Annotated in this window: 18 protein-coding genes; 11 read left to right on the top strand and 7 right to left on the bottom strand. The window is 62.7% G+C overall.

Annotated elements, in window-relative coordinates; translation table 11 throughout:
* Positions 1–85: 85 nt before the first annotated feature.
* The 4 genes from rpsR (at position 86) to VKS22_05450 (ending at position 2,482) form a co-directional block, all read left to right on the top strand.
* Complete coding sequence (rpsR, locus tag VKS22_05465; protein HLW70052.1) at positions 86–301, top strand: 30S ribosomal protein S18; 216 nt, start codon at positions 86–88, stop codon at positions 299–301.
* A gap of 10 nt (positions 302–311) precedes the next feature.
* Positions 312–1,271, top strand: coding sequence for a DUF2232 domain-containing protein (locus tag VKS22_05460; protein ID HLW70051.1), 960 nt, complete (start codon positions 312–314; stop codon positions 1,269–1,271).
* A 55-nt stretch (positions 1,272–1,326) separates the two neighbouring features.
* Complete coding sequence (gene rplI, locus VKS22_05455) at positions 1,327–1,782, top strand: 50S ribosomal protein L9 (GenBank protein ID HLW70050.1); 456 nt, start codon at positions 1,327–1,329, stop codon at positions 1,780–1,782.
* 61 nt (positions 1,783–1,843) lie between these two features.
* A complete protein-coding gene (locus tag VKS22_05450) occupies positions 1,844–2,482 on the top strand; it encodes a glutathione S-transferase family protein (protein ID HLW70049.1) in 639 nt (212 codons plus the stop codon).
* Between the two features lie 130 nt (positions 2,483–2,612).
* Here the strand turns inward: VKS22_05450 and VKS22_05445 are convergent, their stop codons facing one another.
* Entirely contained in the window at positions 2,613–2,930 is a 318-nt protein-coding gene (locus VKS22_05445; GenBank protein HLW70048.1) for a hypothetical protein, read from the bottom strand.
* Between the two features lie 441 nt (positions 2,931–3,371).
* Between VKS22_05445 and glgC the strand changes: the two genes are divergently transcribed.
* Positions 3,372–4,607: a glucose-1-phosphate adenylyltransferase gene (gene glgC, locus VKS22_05440; protein HLW70047.1), complete on the top strand. Its 1,236-nt coding sequence runs from the start codon at positions 3,372–3,374 to the stop codon at positions 4,605–4,607.
* Between the two features lie 37 nt (positions 4,608–4,644).
* Positions 4,645–5,715 (top strand): lysophospholipid acyltransferase family protein, encoded by a 1,071-nt coding sequence (locus tag VKS22_05435; GenBank protein HLW70046.1) that lies wholly within the window; start codon positions 4,645–4,647, stop codon positions 5,713–5,715.
* Positions 5,716–5,736: 21 nt separating this feature from the next.
* Here the strand turns inward: VKS22_05435 and VKS22_05430 are convergent, their stop codons facing one another.
* Genes VKS22_05430 through VKS22_05415 form a run of 4 tightly spaced genes read right to left on the bottom strand, consistent with a single transcriptional unit; the run spans position 5,737 to position 8,629 of the window.
* Positions 5,737–6,828, bottom strand: a complete 1,092-nt coding sequence (locus tag VKS22_05430) for an LLM class flavin-dependent oxidoreductase (GenBank protein HLW70045.1) — start codon at positions 6,826–6,828, stop codon at positions 5,737–5,739.
* Positions 6,813–6,992 (bottom strand): hypothetical protein, encoded by a 180-nt coding sequence (locus tag VKS22_05425; GenBank protein ID HLW70044.1) that lies wholly within the window; start codon positions 6,990–6,992, stop codon positions 6,813–6,815. The genes VKS22_05430 and VKS22_05425 overlap by 16 nt, the downstream gene beginning before the upstream one ends.
* Positions 6,976–7,872, bottom strand: a complete 897-nt coding sequence (locus VKS22_05420) for a CPBP family glutamic-type intramembrane protease (protein ID HLW70043.1) — start codon at positions 7,870–7,872, stop codon at positions 6,976–6,978. The genes VKS22_05425 and VKS22_05420 overlap by 17 nt, the downstream gene beginning before the upstream one ends.
* Before the next feature lie 22 nt (positions 7,873–7,894).
* The gene (locus VKS22_05415) at positions 7,895–8,629 is read right to left on the bottom strand and encodes an SDR family oxidoreductase (GenBank protein HLW70042.1); all 735 of its coding nucleotides are present in this window, start codon (positions 8,627–8,629) and stop codon (positions 7,895–7,897) included.
* Positions 8,630–8,754: 125 nt separating this feature from the next.
* Here VKS22_05415 and VKS22_05410 point away from each other — a divergent pair, with 125 nt between their 5' ends.
* Both VKS22_05410 and VKS22_05405 read left to right on the top strand, forming a co-directional pair.
* Positions 8,755–10,113 carry a phosphomannomutase/phosphoglucomutase gene (locus VKS22_05410; protein ID HLW70041.1) on the top strand — a complete coding sequence of 453 codons (1,359 nt, stop codon included), beginning with the start codon at positions 8,755–8,757 and terminating at the stop codon, positions 10,111–10,113.
* Between the two features lie 67 nt (positions 10,114–10,180).
* Entirely contained in the window at positions 10,181–11,242 is a 1,062-nt protein-coding gene (locus VKS22_05405; protein HLW70040.1) for a sugar phosphate nucleotidyltransferase, read from the top strand.
* 11 nt (positions 11,243–11,253) lie between these two features.
* Here the strand turns inward: VKS22_05405 and VKS22_05400 are convergent, their stop codons facing one another.
* Positions 11,254–11,712, bottom strand: a complete 459-nt coding sequence (locus tag VKS22_05400) for a hypothetical protein (protein HLW70039.1) — start codon at positions 11,710–11,712, stop codon at positions 11,254–11,256.
* A 4-nt stretch (positions 11,713–11,716) separates the two neighbouring features.
* Complete coding sequence (locus tag VKS22_05395) at positions 11,717–12,301, bottom strand: hypothetical protein (protein HLW70038.1); 585 nt, start codon at positions 12,299–12,301, stop codon at positions 11,717–11,719.
* Positions 12,302–12,375: 74 nt separating this feature from the next.
* Here VKS22_05395 and VKS22_05390 point away from each other — a divergent pair, with 74 nt between their 5' ends.
* The 3 genes from VKS22_05390 to VKS22_05380 all read left to right on the top strand — a co-directional run.
* On the top strand, positions 12,376–12,861 hold the full coding sequence (locus tag VKS22_05390; GenBank protein HLW70037.1) for an adenosine-specific kinase: 486 nt from the start codon (positions 12,376–12,378) through the stop codon (positions 12,859–12,861).
* Between the two features lie 153 nt (positions 12,862–13,014).
* The gene (locus VKS22_05385; protein HLW70036.1) at positions 13,015–13,215 is read left to right on the top strand and encodes a cold shock domain-containing protein; all 201 of its coding nucleotides are present in this window, start codon (positions 13,015–13,017) and stop codon (positions 13,213–13,215) included.
* Between the two features lie 107 nt (positions 13,216–13,322).
* On the top strand, positions 13,323–14,866 hold a 1,544-nt coding region (locus VKS22_05380), incomplete at its 3' end, for a glycosyltransferase family 39 protein (protein ID HLW70035.1).

The raw sequence follows: 14,866 nt of genomic DNA, 5'->3' as shown, positions 1-14,866 counted from the left end.
CCGCGGTCCTCGGCGCAACGAAGGCGGCGGAAGGGGTGACGGTGAAGGACGTCAGGGCGAACGCCCGGGCGGCCGGCGGCGTCCGATGGGCCGGCGGAAAGTCTGCCGCTTCTGCGCCGACAAAACTCTCGCCGTTGATTACAAAGACGTGCGCACGCTCCAGAGCTTCATTACCGAGGGCGGCAAGATCGTACCGAGCCGCACTTCGGGCAACTGCGCCAAACATCAACGGCAATTGTCGGTGGCAATTAAGCGCGCCCGCATCATAGCGCTGTTGCCCTTTTCAACGCTGGGGCTGTGACGAGGCTGGCGTGACGTTGCGCGACCTCTTCGGGATGCTGCGAGCCTGCCTGACGTCCGCCGTGATGTTCATGGCGGGGGCGCTAGTGCCAGTACTGGGGACGATCGCGTTGATCCTGGCGCCAGCCCCCGTGCTGGGCTGTGCGGTCGGTTTCCGTAATGGCCTTTGGCGTGCCGCCGCGGTCACCGCCGCTGCCGCCGGCCTGATCACCTTGGCCGGCGGACTCGAGGCTGGAGCGGCCTACTTCGCTACGATCGGAGTCAGCTCGGTCGTTATCTGTTTCATGCTCGAACGGCGTCGGCCATTCGAGCAGATTGTCGCCGTGACGGCCGCGAGCATGCTGGTGGTGGGCGCGCTGTCGGTTCTGGCGTTCGTTGGCTCGCCGGAGGCGCTCGCGCAGGGGCTGCACAATAATTTGCTGCAAGTGATGACGCGGACTGAAAAGCTCTACAGCGTCGCAGGTCTCGACACGGCGCTGACGCAGGATCTGCGCATCCGCATCGTCAACGCGACCGTCCGGCTGATGCCGGCCCTGACGGCCATCTCGGCTGCGATGATGGCGTTGGCGAATCTGGCGTTGTTCTGGCGGATCAGCGGCCGCCAACAACGAATCGGCTATGCGCTGTTCGGTGATCTCGCGCTGTGGTCAACGCCCGAGTGGCTCATCTGGGTCTTGCTGATCGCGGGCTTTGGCTTGCTGATTCCGGTGTCGCCGCTAAGTGCGGCGGCGCTGAACTGTTCCGTGTGCATCGCCGCAATTTATTTTTGCCAGGGGCTCGCGATCATGGCTTTTTACTTTCGCGTGCTGGCGATGCCGTCGTTTGCGCGGGGCTTGGTTTACATCATCACCTTTGTCCAGCCGGTGCTGGCGATTCTCATCTGCGCGGCCGGGGTTTTCGATCTATGGATCGATTTTCGACGGTTGAAGCCCTCGAGTCCTGAGACCCGTAACGCGAGCAACCCGCTGTGACGGAGTTTACTTCTCGGTAGGAGCACGTTTTTTTGAAAGACAGGGTTACGTATCGATGAACGTACAAATCATACTCAGCGAAGAGGTGCCGAATCTCGGCCATCCGGGGGATGTCGTGCGCGTGCGCGCCGGCTATGCGCGCAATTATCTGTTGCCGCGCAAACTGGCGGTCGAGGCGAGTTCGCGCAACCTGCGCGAGTTCGAGCATCAGAAGCGCGTCGCGCTGGGCAAGCGCGAGGCGCTCAAGAGCCAGGCGATGGGCCTCAAGGCGAAAATCGAGGCGCTAACGCTAGCGCTGCGCGCGCGCACCGGTGAGGAGGGTCGCCTGTTCGGATCGATTACCAATATCGATCTCGAGCGGGCGCTGCGCGAAAAAGGTTTCGAAATCGATCGGCGGCGGATTTTGCTCGCCGAACCGGTCAAGCAATTGGGTGACTACACGGTCGCTGTGCGCCTGCAACCGGAAATCGAGGCGACGCTTAAATTTGTGGTCGCAGCGGCGGGCGAATAGGCAAGCTTTCACGCAAGACGTTTCACGCAAGACGACGGAGCGAAGATATCCGGTTTAGATCATGATGAAGCTTTACGATTTCCTGCCTTGTCCCTTTGGCCAGAAGGTCCGCATCGTGCTGGCGGAAAAGGGGCTGGCATATGAGTTGGTGCAGATCGATTTGGCGCAGGGCGAGCAGCGCAAGCCTGACTTTCTGCGCTTGAATCCCTTCGGTCGAGTGCCGGTGTTGGTGGACGAGGAACTGACCATCTATGATTCGACGGTCATCGCCGAGTATCTTGAAGACGAATATCCCGAGCCGCCGCTGCTCGCCGCGGTGGGCGCGAGCGGATTGCGTGCGCGCGCGCGCAGTTGGGAGGACTTCGCGGATACCTCTTTCACGCCTCAAGTCGGGCAGCTCATGGCGGAGTTGACCAAGCCCGAGAGCGAGCGCGACGCCGCGCGGGTGCAGCGGCTGCAACAGACGGTCGAGCGGATGCTGACCTTCCTCAATCATGAATTGCAGGGTCAGGAATACTTGACGGGCCAGTTTTCGGTCGCCGACATCGCGTTTGTGCCGCGTCTTGTGGTGCTGCGCGACCTTGGGGTGGAAGCCGGTCAGAATCGCCCAAACATCGAAGCGTGGCTGCAGCGCCTGATCGAGCGTCCGAGTATCCAGAATCTGGACGGTCTCACATCGCAATTCGTCGCCGGCGTCTGAATCGAGCGCTTCCCGGCGATCGCCGCAAATGTAAACGCGCCGCCTGAACCAGCAGGCGGCGCGTTTTGCATCGCGAGGCTGTCGCGGATGCGGAGACGGCGCGTCAGAGTCTAAGCCATCCGCCGTGAACTTAATAGCGGATTTCGGTCGTCTCCGTATAAGCGTCGTCTTCGTCGGGGCGCGGGCCAATACCGGTCATCCGGTAGACCAGCTTGGCGGAAAAGAGCCGGTCGCCAAGGCGACCCTGAGGTTTGAGCATCCCACCATGCCGACGGCATCGCGGACATGCCACCGTGCCACTCAAAAGACCCGCGTTCTCAGGCGTTATTCGTAGATCAAAGGTATGCGTGCATCCGGGGTTCTGACACGCGGTCCGGTAAACGATTCCGCCCGGTTCCTTGGTACGTTCTTGAGCGCGCGGCGTTTGTGGTTCGCTATGAGTTTGCATTTTCCTACCTCTCTCTCCGCCTCCAATGAGGAGGGGCCAACGGGTTGCCAGCGTTCGATTCAGAATCTTAGACGGAACCCGTTGCAAAATGTTTCAAGCAATCGTCATGCCCGGAGGCTGAGTTCCGTCAAGTCTTTGATAAATCAGCACTATTTTTCCAAATGAGGGCCGCTCTCATAGGTAAGTTCTTCCAGAAGATGCACTAACGTCCCAAAATTGGCAGCTTTCTGCGACATCGGCGCAGCGCCTAAGCGCGGACGCAGGAATTTAGATCGGCGAATCGAGGTCCGATGACGCAGCGGACCACAATGACCAGCCGCCGCAGCCCTGAAATTCGCGCGACGGAACGCCGGGACACTTTCCTAAAATTTCTCAGGTCCATAGTATTTGGATTGGACGGCCGGGCGCTCGCGTGCTGAGCTACCCGGCGGAGATGTCGCAATGAGAACACTTGGATTGATCATGGCTGGAGGACAGGGCACTCGCCTCTATCCGCTGACCCGTGATCGCGCCAAGCCCGCGGTGCCGTTCGGCGGAAAATACCGGATCGTGGATTTTGTACTCTCGAACATGGTCAATTCGCAGATCTACTCGATCTACGTGTTGGTGCAGTGGCGTTCGCAGTCATTGATCGAGCATCTGAAAGACGGCTGGCAGTTCGGCCGGATCCTCCACGATCACTTCATCGTGCCGGTGCCGGCGCAGATGCGGATGGGGGAAACCTGGTATCAAGGCACGGCCGACGCGATTTTCCAGAACCTGAACTTGATCGAGGACTTCAAGCCCGACGTGGTAGCGGTGTTTGGGGCCGACCACATCTATCGGATGGACATGGGCCAGATGGTCGATTTCCATGTCGAGCATAAGAGCACCGCGACCGTAGCGACGCTGCCGGTGTCGCTGGAAGAGGGGCATCAGTTCGGCGTGCTCGAAGTTGATTCCGGCCTGCGGGTAATCGGCTTCGAGGAGAAGCCCGCTAATCCGCGGCCGATGCCGGGGGCGCCCGGGCTCTGCCTCGCCTCGATGGGGAACTATTTGTTTGATCCGCAGATCCTGCGCTCGTCCCTGAGCGAGGACGCCGAGCGGACCGGCAGTCATCATGATTTCGGCCGCGATCTGATTCCCGCCTTGATCAACCGCGTGCCGGTCTACGCGTATAATTTTATGGACAACCGGATCCGCGGCGATTCGGAGGAAAACCAGAGTTACTGGCGCGACGTCGGCACGATTGACGCCTACTATGAAGCCCACATGGATCTGCGCGACGCGCGGCCGCAGTTGAACATGTACAATCAGCATTGGCCGCTGCGGACGGCGTATTATAACCAACCGCCGGCGAAGTTCGTTTTCAACGAACATAATCGCCGCGGTCACGCGCTGCACTCGGTGGTCTCCGAGGGCACTATCATCTCCGGCGGGACGGTGTTTAATTCGGTGCTCGGCCGTTCGGTAGTGGTCCACTCGCACAGCCAGGTGGAAGACTCGGTGGTGATGGACTACTGCGATATCGGCCGCGGGGCCAGAGTGCGGCGCGCGATTCTGGACAAAAACGTGCAGATCGCCGAGGGCGACGAGATTGGTTACAACCTGGAACGCGATCGCCAACGCTTCTTTGTTACCGAGAGCGGGATCGTCGTGATACCGAAGGCGCCTAAGCGCGGGCGGGAATTCAACTGAGGCGCGGATTTAAACCCAGGGAACTTCAAAACTAAGGATGGACGCCGCCCAACCTGTCCCCGCATCACCGCCGCCGACCTCGATTCCGACGTCACCGATAGGCCCGCAGGGTTCGGCCCAGCCCGCGCGCAAGGGGGCAGTCACCGCGTCGGTTCGCGGGCAGCGTAATCGCCGGCAGATCGTCGAACTCAAGCTTAACTGGTGGCAGCGGCTGGTCTTCTATCTGCTGGTCGGAGTAATCCACGCGCTCAGCCTGATTCCGGATTTTATTCTTTATCCGCTGGGAGTAGCGGGTGGGTATATCGCCTGGATCCTCGATCGGCGCCACGTCGCAGTGGGGATGCGCAATCTGGAGATCGCGTTTCCCGAGCGCAGCGTTGCGCAACGGCGACAGATCCTGCGCGCCTCATACGTAAATCTTGGCCGCTCGGTCGCCGAATATGTCCGGCTCGGCGGATTTTTCCACCGGCGGATACTCAAGCGAGTCACCTACGAGCGCTTCGCCTATTGGGATGAAATTCAGCGACGCTACCCGGGTAAGGGCGGCGTGGCGCTGACCGCGCATTTCGGCAACTTCGAGCTGCTGCCGACCGCGCATGCGATGTTCGGTCACCAGATCGTGATAGTGCATCATACCCAGCGATTTTTGGCCGGCGACGCGCTGATGACGTTTATTCGCGAGCGCACCGGCGTGACGATCATGCGCAAGCACGCCGCCGCCCGTTCGGTCTTGAAAGCGCTGCGGCAAGGGCTTTTCATCGGCATCCCGTTTGACCAGAACGCCAAGCGCAGCGAGGCGGTCTTTGTGCCGTTTTTCAGCGAGCTCGCTGCGACCTCGAGCGGAGTGGCGCGGTTGGTCGCGATGTCCGGGACGCCGGTGGTACCAGTGTTCATTATCCGGCAACCCGACAAGCGCAGCCACCGGATCGAGATTTTCGATGAGATTCCGGTGCAGCGCAGCGCCGACGCGGCCGCGGACATCGAGGAGAACACGCTGCGTTTTACGCGCGCTGTCGAGGCGATGGTGCGGCGCTATCCTGAGCAGTTCCTGTGGATGCATCGGCGTTACCGCACGCGCCCGCGCGGCGCCCCACAGATCTATTCGTAACGTTCCCTCACGCCAGCTCGGCTAAAGATGAGGCAGCACTTCCTTGCCGAAAGTGCGGATTGCCGCCTTGACCCGCTCATGCGACGGGCCGCCCGGATGACGCATGCGCAACACCAGGTAATCGGGCGCGACCACGTCCTGCCACATACGTAATTGCGCGAGACAATCCGCGGGCGAACCGGCGATGAAACGATTGGGCGCGGCAACGTCGAAGGTCCAACCTTCTTCCGATTTGACGCGGTCCACGACTTCGTCGGAGGCGTAGCCGTTGTTGCGAAAGTAGAAGCGATGCGTGTACATCAGCGGTTCGCTCTCGCGACGCGCGGCCTCCATCGAATCGGCGACCAGGACGTCGCGCATCAGCACCAGCATCGGTTTTTTCCCGTGCTTGAGCGCCGCGCTGCGGTAGAGCTCGGCGAAGCGCTTCATGGTGTTGATGTGTTCGAGCGGCGAGGTGATCCAGGCGTCGGCAATCCGTGCGACGCGCCGCAATCCGATATCGGTCCATGCCGCCATCCAGATGGGCGGCCGCGGTTGCTGCATGGGCTTGGGCGTGATGTTGACGTTGTCGAGGTCGTAGAACTTGCCATGGTGGCTGAAGCGCTCGCCGGCCCAGCATTTCTTGAGCACCTCAAGGCCCTCCTCCGTGCGGCCGACGCGATCCTTGACCGAGAGGCCGAAGGCGCCGAAGTCAACGTCCTGGTAGCCCACGCCGACACTCAAAATCATGCGCCCACCGGTTATCTGGTCGACGATCGCGGCATCCTCGGCCGCGTGCACCGGATGCCATAGCGGCAGCAGCGTGACGCAGGTACCGACGCGGAGCTTGCTGGTCTTCATGCCGGCCATCCCGGCCATCAGGATGACGTTGGGGGCATAGCCGTCGTCCTGCTGATGATGTTCGCTGAAGAGGCAGCTATCGAAGCCGCTCTCTTCGGCGACCTGGGCTTCGACCATCGCCTCGTTGAGGACGCGACCGATGTTGACGCCGTTGGGCGGATCCTGCGTGCAGGGAAAGTATCCGACTTTCATCGATGAGGTCTCCTTGGCTTCGAGCGTGACGTTGACATACACGACCTTCTTGCCGAACTGTGAAACTAAGGCGGAAGCCACGGCTTGTCCAACAGCCGCCGCACCATCCGCTCGAACTTCACCATCGGCTCATGCTGGTACACCGGATCGAACGAGACCTCGTCGTACTTTGCGCAGAAATCGACGGCCCTTTGATGCCACGGCTCGTTCTTGAACTTGTCGCGGGCGTTAGGGTCGAGACCCAAGTGCGCCGGCGAACAGGATGACGGCGAGCAGCGCCAGGGCGGCGGCCCAGGCGGCAGGCGCGGCGATCAGCGGAACCGGGCCCGGCCCGGCGAGCCATCGCGGGAGCCGGCGGGAACTGCTCGCGACGAGCGGCCAGCACTTGGCGCCGAGCACAAAGCCGGCATGCAGACCGAGGGAAAGATAGACGCGTCCGGTAACGAGGAACGCAGCCCCGAGGACGAGGCCGAGCAGAAAGAGCCCGACCGTCATCGCAAGCAATCCGTCGGGATGGACGATGCGCACCAGACTCGCGACGAGATTCGCGCAGCCGGCCGTTGGATGGAATCCGGCCAGGTAATAATGACGCGGCGAACGCAGCAGATGCGCGAGGGCGTAAATTGCTGCACTGACAAGCAAGGCGGTGCGCTGGCCGAAATCCCACGTCAAGCCGCCGAGCAGAATCGCGCGAAAGAAGGCTTCCTCGATCAGAGCAATCAGGATAGCGGCGGCCAAGGAGCGGGTCGCACGCCAGAGCAGGCTTGCGATCGCGAGCGGCGGATGGGCGATCGCGATTGCGAGAGCGAACAGCCCGGCCATCACGGCTAAAGCGATCGCCGCGCCAATCAGGATTTGCGAAAGGTTGCGCCGCGGTTCGGCGAAACCGTCGCGCAGCAGATTCAGCAGCCCGAGCCGGCGCGCCAGCAGGAGGATCGCGACCGTCAGCGTGATCATCACGACGCGATCGAAAATGCGCGGGAAAGGGATCCGCAGTCCGGCGCCCGCGACGGCGTAAGCCGCGAGCGGGGCGAGCATGACCGCCGCTCCGACTGCAAGCATCAAGGCCAGCAGGAACCATCGAGTGAAAGCGCGCTGCTGTATGACGCCGCTGACGCGATTCACGCGCTTACTAAAACGGGTTGCGTCAACGGCCGCCGCTCATCGGATCGCGAGCCGGCTCGAGCACGATTTCAAGTGGAGATGCGGAAGCCTGTGCATTCGCGACGCTGAGGATCGCGGCGGCAACGTCGTCCGGCTGAATCATCGCAGTTCGGTCGAGCCGTTTGTTGGGCGGAATCAGCGCGGTATCCGTCAGACCCGGGAGAATCACCGAAGTTCTGATGTTGTGACGCCGGAACTCCTCATAGCAAGCGTGCGTGAAGGCGACCAAACCGGCCTTGGCCGCCGCATAAACTGCTTCGCCGGGCAGGTGAGCGCGCGCGGCGCTGGAGGCCACGTTCACGATCACGCCGCCAGACTGCTGCTGCGCCATGTAAGTCGCGGCCAGGCGTGCGAGCGCGATCGGCGCGCGGAGGTTGAGCGCGATCATCCGATCGAGATCGGCGGGCGTGGTCTTGAAGAGCGGCGTCCGCGCAGGCGCCCACCCGGCGTTGTTGACGAGGAGGTCGAGCCGCCCGAAGTGACCCGTGGCGGTCTCGCACAGCGCTTCGGGTGCGTCGGCGTCGGCAAGGTCGAGGAGCACGATGAGGGAGCGGGCGGGCGCGAGGCCGCTCAGGCGGCGGGTCTCTTCGAGCTCGGTGCGGGTGCGTGCGGCCAGGCAGAGCGCGTAACCGCTGCGTGCGAGGGCCACGGCGGTCGCGCGACCGATTCCGCGGCCGGCGCCGGTCACGATTGCGACTTTTTGCTCCGCTTCAACCATGATCCTCAGCCATTAGCTGTGTTCGTCACCAAATCCGTAGTCGCGCCGATGATAGCCCGCAAGCACAGCACCAAGCCACGCCGCGTCGTTGCATCAGCGGCATACGGCATCGATAATTATCCTCGATGAATCCACAGGTCTTCCGCGAATACGATATTCGCGGCGTAGTCGAGGACGATTTCGACGACGAATTCGTGAGTAATCTCGGGCGCGCCTACGCGACGCTACTGCTCGAGGCCGGCAAGCGCACGATTACGCTCGGACGCGATTGCCGGCTCACCTCCGACGCGTTGAGCGATTTGTTGATCGAGGGCCTGCTGCCGGCGGGAATCAACGTCGTGGACATTGGGATAGTGCCGACTCCGCTGCTCTATTTCTCGGTGCTGCACTGGCAAATGGACGGCGGCGCGATGATCACCGGGAGCCACAATGCCGCCGAATACAACGGGTTCAAACTCGGCGTCGGGCCGACGACGATCTTCGGCGCGGAAATCCAGCGCCTTAGAGAAATCATACAGACCGGCGCCTTCAAGACCACGGGCACGTCGGGCAAGCTGACGGCGCGGCCGATCGTCGCCGAATATGCGGAATACATCCGGCGCAATATTACGGTGACGCCCGGGATGAAGGTCGCCGTCGACGGCGGCAACGGCTGCGGCGGCGTGGTCGCTGCGCCGTTGATGCGGGCGATGGGGATCGAGACGGTCGAGCTCAATATCGAGATGGACGGGCGTTTCCCCAATCATCATCCGGACCCGACCGTCCCCGAGAATCTGCACGATCTGCAAGCGGTGGTAGCAACGACCGGCGCGCGCGTCGGCATCGCTTATGACGGCGATGCCGATCGCATCGGCGCGATCGATGAAAACGGCCGGATCGTCTGGGGCGACGAACTGCTGATAGCTTTCTCGCGCGCGATCCTAAAGGAGCGGCGCGGCGCGACGATTATCGGCGACGTCAAATGTTCGCGCCGCCTGTTCGAGGATATCGCGGCGCACGGCGGCCGTCCGATCATGTGGAAGACCGGCCATTCGCTAATCAAGAGCAAGCTCAAGCAGGAAAACGCGGCGCTGGCTGGCGAGATGAGCGGACACATATTTTTCAACGATCACTACTACGGCTTTGACGACGCAATCTATGCCTCGTTCCGGCTGCTGGAAATCCTCGGCGACGAAGGACGCGGACTCGGCGCCATCCTGGGCGATTTGCCCCCGACGCAGTTCACGCCGGAAATCCGGCTGGAGTGTCCGGACGAGCGGAAGTTCGAGGTCGTGCGGCAGGCTGCCGAGTTCTTTCGCTCGCGCTACGAGACGATCGAGATCGATGGCGCGCGAGTGAATTTTCCCGGCGGCTGGGGCCTGGTGCGGGCGTCGAACACGCAGCCGGCGCTCGTGATGCGGTTCGAGGCGGACGACGCCGCCCGGCTCGGCGAGATTCGCGCGCTGTTCGAGCAGAAGCTGACTGAGCTGGGGGCGAAGCTCTAATCCCGATGGCGCTTGCCCGCGCTCAGTTGCGCGCGCGGCGGCTTTCGCGCGCGCAGCGTCATCGTTAATGCGCGTGCGCGAACAAGCCGCCGCGCTGATTCTCGCCGGTGGGCGGAGCACCCGCTTCTGGCCGGAAGGACGCGCGCGGCGGCCCAAGCCGCTTTTCGCGCTCAACGGCAAGAGTTCGTTGCTGGCTGACACGATCGCTCGCGTGCAACCGCCGCTCGCGCCAGAGCGGATTTTCGTGCTGGTGGGTGCGGATCATGCGGATCTCTTCAAGCGCGCCGTCAGAGGTCTGATTCCGCCGCGCAACGTGATCGTCGAACCGGAGGCTCGCGGTACTGCGGTTGCAATCGCCTATGGGGCGGCGATGATCGCTCAGCGGCTGCAGGATCAGACCATCATTGCGGCGATGCCCGCCGACCATTACATCCCGCAGACCCGATTGTTTCAGCGAGCGCTCAGCCAGGCGATCGATCTGGCCGCGCGTCCCGATACCGTTGTCGCCATCGGTATCACGCCGACCCGGCCTGAAACCGGTTACGGCTACCAGGCGATCGGACGAGCCGTCGGCGCCGGCTTCCGCGTGACGCACTTCGTCGAGAAGCCGAACCTCGCGACCGCACGCCGCATGATCCGCGCCGGGAAATTTCTCTGGAATAGCGGAATCTACGTGATGAGCGTGGCGACGCTCGGCGGCGAGTTGCAGCAGCATGCTCCGGCGTTGGCCGCGGCGATGCGCCGGTTCGCCATCGGGACGCCCGCTCAGTTGCGCGGCGCGTATCGCGCACTCAAGGTTGATTCGTTCGATCGCGTCGTCGCGGAGCGCAGCCGTAATCTGTTCGGCGTGCACGCGCGCTTTCGCTGGGACGACGTCGGCAGTTGGGAGGGCGTCTGGGAGGCCTTGCGCGGCGGCGCCGACAGCGTCGCAGCGGGGAACGTCCTGATGCTCGACAGCCACGGCGTGTTGGCCCGCGGCGGCAAGCGCCTGATGGTGGTGCTCGGGCTGAGCGACCTGGTCGCGATCGATACTGAGGACGCGATTCTGATCGCGCGGCGCTCGCGCTCGCAGGAGCTGGCGCGGGTTTTCGTGGAGCTTAAGCGGCGGGGGCTGCAGAAATACCTGTGACTTGATCAGGCTTAATCGAGCGCCTGCGGATCGCATTTCAGCGCGAAGCCGCGCAGGAGCGTGAGGCTCTGCTCCTTGCGCGCGACCAGTTCGCGCAGCCGCTCGGCGATTTGCGGGTTCACGCCCTCCCAATCGGCTATTGCGCCATTGAGCGCGCGAACGAGTTCGACCTCGGCGGCAAGATCGGCGCTGAGCCGCGCCCAATTGTTCGATCCGGTATGCGATGGTGCGGCCGGGCGCGCCGGCCAGACGCCGAGGGCCAACAGCAGATCGCGTAAGACGTCAGCGTCCGCGGCTTCAGCCGCCGCCAAGGTTTCCAGCCCTTCCCGGATGCGAGGCAAGCTGCACAAACCGCCGTGCCGTTTGAGACTAGCAGCAAGCCGCTCGCTCTCACCGCCGATGCTCGCGAGGCGTTCCAGCCGCCGCACTGCCGGCGACAGTGAACTGATGAACCGGGCTATGAGTCCCATCGCTCTAGTCGTGCGGCGCAAGTTGCAACGATCGCACGAGAAATGACTCGCGCTTGAAGAAGCCCGCGGTATGCGGCGAATCACCGAGCCGGAGCAGCGCGTAATCGAGATAGTGCCCGAATTCGTGCATCAAGGTGCGAATGAAAGTTTTCGGCTTGACCACCTCATGGCGCTGCGCGGTGCGCATCCAAAGGATTACGAGCGGTCCGCCGGCCGCCCCCGACGAGTATTGGTACGGGTTGGCGGCGACGCGGCCGCGTCCGCGCGGATAGAAGATACCGTGCAGTTCGCCTCGCGCGTCGCGCGGCCGGACATTACGCACCTGGATTTGGATGCGGGGCAGCGTCGCCCGCCGGCACAACTCGTCGATCAGGAGTTGTGCACGCCGCTCGACCAGCGCAGATGCTCCCGCTTCGAGCGCGAGCATCAGCGCTCGCGCGAGCTCGCGCGCCGTGTCCCCCGGGGTGAAATCAAAGCGGTCGATCGCGTCGCTTTTCAGATAGACGCGCTGAGCCCCGACCGTGAGCCGCTGGAACCAAGCGGGAAGCCTCGCCGCCGCTTGCCCGCCGCCTTTTAGCCCTGCTCCCACCGCATTATTATCGTGGAGTTGCGCGGGAGAAAATGCAACTTCCACCGCGCGAAAACGCACAGGGATCAAACCAGATGGAACTGAAAGCGATCGAAGTCAACAAACCCAATCCCGACGTTAACGTGATTATTGGCCAGTCCCACTTCATCAAAACGGTCGAGGATCTCTACGAGGCGATCGTTCAGGCCGTGCCCGGCGTGAAGTTCGGAGTGGCCTTCTGCGAGGCTTCCGGCCCGGCGCTGATTCGCCATACCGGGACCGATCGCGAGCTCGAAGAGGCCGCGGTCGCAACCGCCGGCGAGATCGGCGCCGGCCATGTCTTCGTGGTGATGCTGGGTAATGCGTTTCCGATCAACGTGCTGAATCAGATCAAGAACTTGAGCGAAGTCTGCACGGTGTTTTGCGCGAGCGCGAATGCGCTCAAGGTGATCGTCGCCGAGGAGGCGGGCGCGCGCGGTGTGATGGGCATAATCGACGGCTGCGCTCCCAACGGTGTTGAAGATGCCAGGCAACAATCGGAGCGCCATGCGATGCTGCGGCGCTTCGGCTACAAGCAATAACCGCATTCTTCTCGACTTACCGAACGTCTTTGCCGTGGCTTGGTTAGGCCTCAACCTTGTGCTATATGCGCCGATTGGTGGATATAGGTCGCCGCGACTTGAGGGGGTTGTCGGCGGGCCAAGCTCTGCTTTCGGAGGAGGTTCTCGGGGAACATGGAAAACGGCACGGTTAAATGGTTCAGCCCAAAAAAGGGTTACGGCTTCATCACGCTCAAAGACGGCCAGGAAGTCTTCGTTCACTACACCGCGATCGATGGGCAAGGCTTCCGCTCGCTCGAGCAGGGCGAAGCAGTTGCTTTTGAGGTCGCTGAAGGACCCAAGGGTCTGCAGGCCGCTAAAGTGATGCGCGCATAGGCTCGTCCCGGGCAAATTAAGCCGAGGGCGATCCAGCAGGATCCTTGCACGGTGTTTGCGCCGCCTTGGTTTGAGCGCCAGCCGCGTCTTATTAAGATAGGGCGCGGATGAGCAATGTTGCGCGAGCACCGAAGCTACCGGCGGATTTGCGGGCTGACCATGAGGGTTGGCGCGGAATCGCTGCGATCGGATTTTGCGGGCTGGCGATTCGCCTCTATTTGAGTCTTACCAATTTCTGCATCTCCGGGGATGGCGCAGCTTACCTCGGCTTGGCGGGCGACTTCGCGCGCGGCGAATGGAAAAAACCGCTGGGCGCTATATTTTCGCCGCTCTATCCGCTGCTGGTCGCCGGCCTTCATCGCCTCGTTCCGGATTGGGAGCTGGCCGGCAATCTGGTCTCGGCGATCATGGGTACGGGCGCGATCGTCAGCGTCTATCTGATGACGCGCGCGGCCTTTGCCCGCCGCGATCTCGCGCTTGGCGCGGCAGCATTGACAGCGATTCATCCTGATCTCGCGGCGTATGCGGCGTCGGTGCGAACCGAAGCCGGATACATTTTTCTGACCACGAGCGCGGTCTGGCTGATGCTGATCGCGCGGCGTGAGCAGCGCGTCGCGACCGCGGCGCTGGCGGGAGTGAGCGCCGGACTCGCGTACCTGTATCGGACCGAGGCGATCGGATTAGTTTTTCTGCTGGCGGTATTCCCGCTCGCGGCGGCGTTGGTCTGGCGCGACGAGTCGCTCGCGAAATCGTCGCAACTGGCCGCGGCTTTCGCGCTTGCGGCGCTGACGCTCATCGCGCCCTATGCGATTTTTCTCCATGCCGTAACCGGCCATTGGAGTGTTGGACGCGAGTTCACCGCGGCGATGATGTTCGGGATGGGGAGTGTGGCCCATGACCCGGCGACGTGGCGGCGCCTCGGCTTTTCCCCCGACGCCGCGCCGCTGACGGCGCTGATCGCCAACCCGCGACTCTATTTCGTCAAGGTGCGCGGCGATTTTCTCGTCTCCTGTTACAACTTTGCGCAGGCCGAGGGTCCTGTCGTCATGATCCTGCTCGCCGCCGGCTGGTGGACGCGCGGCTGGAAAATCTTCGCATCCGCGGCCGAGGCGCTCCTCGCCGCGGTGGTCGCTTTCTACTTCTTTGGCTTCACGCTCTCCTATACCGGAGCGCGGTTTATGATTCATTTGATTCCATATACTTTCGGATGGGTGATGCTGGGTCTCGAAACGCTCTCGCTAACGCTTCAGCGAATCTGCGCGAGCCGCAACCTGCGGATGCCACTGGCCGTTCCGGCAGTCATTTTCGCGCTGATTCTGCTCCCGCAAACGCTCTGGCCGATCGGCTATGACATGCGCGGGGTGCGCTATGCCGGCAAGGTGATCGCAAGCCGCGACAATCCCGGCGCAGTGGTCGCGCGCGACGGCCGCGTCGCCTGGTACGCCCACGCCCGCTTCGTCGCGCTGCCGCTAACTCCCGTCCCGAGCCTGTGCGAGTGGCTCGCGGCGCAGAATGGCGCCGCCTATCTGTTAATCGGCAGACGCGACGAAAGGCGTTTTGCAGTCACCTCCAACACCTCGTGCCTCGAGTTCCTCAAACGCTATCCGCGATACGGCGCTGACTACTACGATCTCTACGCGACACGGCGCCG

This window comes from Candidatus Binataceae bacterium, assembly GCA_035308025.1.
Classification (GTDB): domain Bacteria; phylum Desulfobacterota; class Binatia; order Binatales; family Binataceae; genus JAJPHI01.
The sequence above is the reverse complement of the archived record's forward strand: the minus strand, read 5'-3'. Positions and strand labels throughout refer to the sequence as shown.

Excerpts from the sequence above, each read along its gene's own strand:
- rpsR (HLW70052.1), top strand. The coding sequence starts at position 86 with ATGGGCCGGCGGAAAGTCTGCCGCTTCTGCGCCGACAAAACTCTCGCC.
- rplI (HLW70050.1), top strand. The coding sequence starts at position 1,327 with ATGAACGTACAAATCATACTCAGCGAAGAGGTGCCGAATCTCGGCCAT.
- VKS22_05450 (HLW70049.1), top strand. The coding sequence starts at position 1,844 with ATGATGAAGCTTTACGATTTCCTGCCTTGTCCCTTTGGCCAGAAGGTC.
- VKS22_05445 (HLW70048.1), bottom strand. The coding sequence starts at position 2,930 with ATGCAAACTCATAGCGAACCACAAACGCCGCGCGCTCAAGAACGTACC.
- glgC (HLW70047.1), top strand. The coding sequence starts at position 3,372 with ATGAGAACACTTGGATTGATCATGGCTGGAGGACAGGGCACTCGCCTC.
- VKS22_05435 (HLW70046.1), top strand. The coding sequence starts at position 4,645 with ATGGACGCCGCCCAACCTGTCCCCGCATCACCGCCGCCGACCTCGATT.
- VKS22_05415 (HLW70042.1), bottom strand. The coding sequence starts at position 8,629 with ATGGTTGAAGCGGAGCAAAAAGTCGCAATCGTGACCGGCGCCGGCCGC.
- VKS22_05410 (HLW70041.1), top strand. The coding sequence starts at position 8,755 with ATGAATCCACAGGTCTTCCGCGAATACGATATTCGCGGCGTAGTCGAG.
- VKS22_05405 (HLW70040.1), top strand. The coding sequence starts at position 10,181 with ATGCGCGTGCGCGAACAAGCCGCCGCGCTGATTCTCGCCGGTGGGCGG.
- VKS22_05400 (HLW70039.1), bottom strand. The coding sequence starts at position 11,712 with ATGGGACTCATAGCCCGGTTCATCAGTTCACTGTCGCCGGCAGTGCGG.
- VKS22_05390 (HLW70037.1), top strand. The coding sequence starts at position 12,376 with ATGGAACTGAAAGCGATCGAAGTCAACAAACCCAATCCCGACGTTAAC.
- VKS22_05385 (HLW70036.1), top strand. The coding sequence starts at position 13,015 with ATGGAAAACGGCACGGTTAAATGGTTCAGCCCAAAAAAGGGTTACGGC.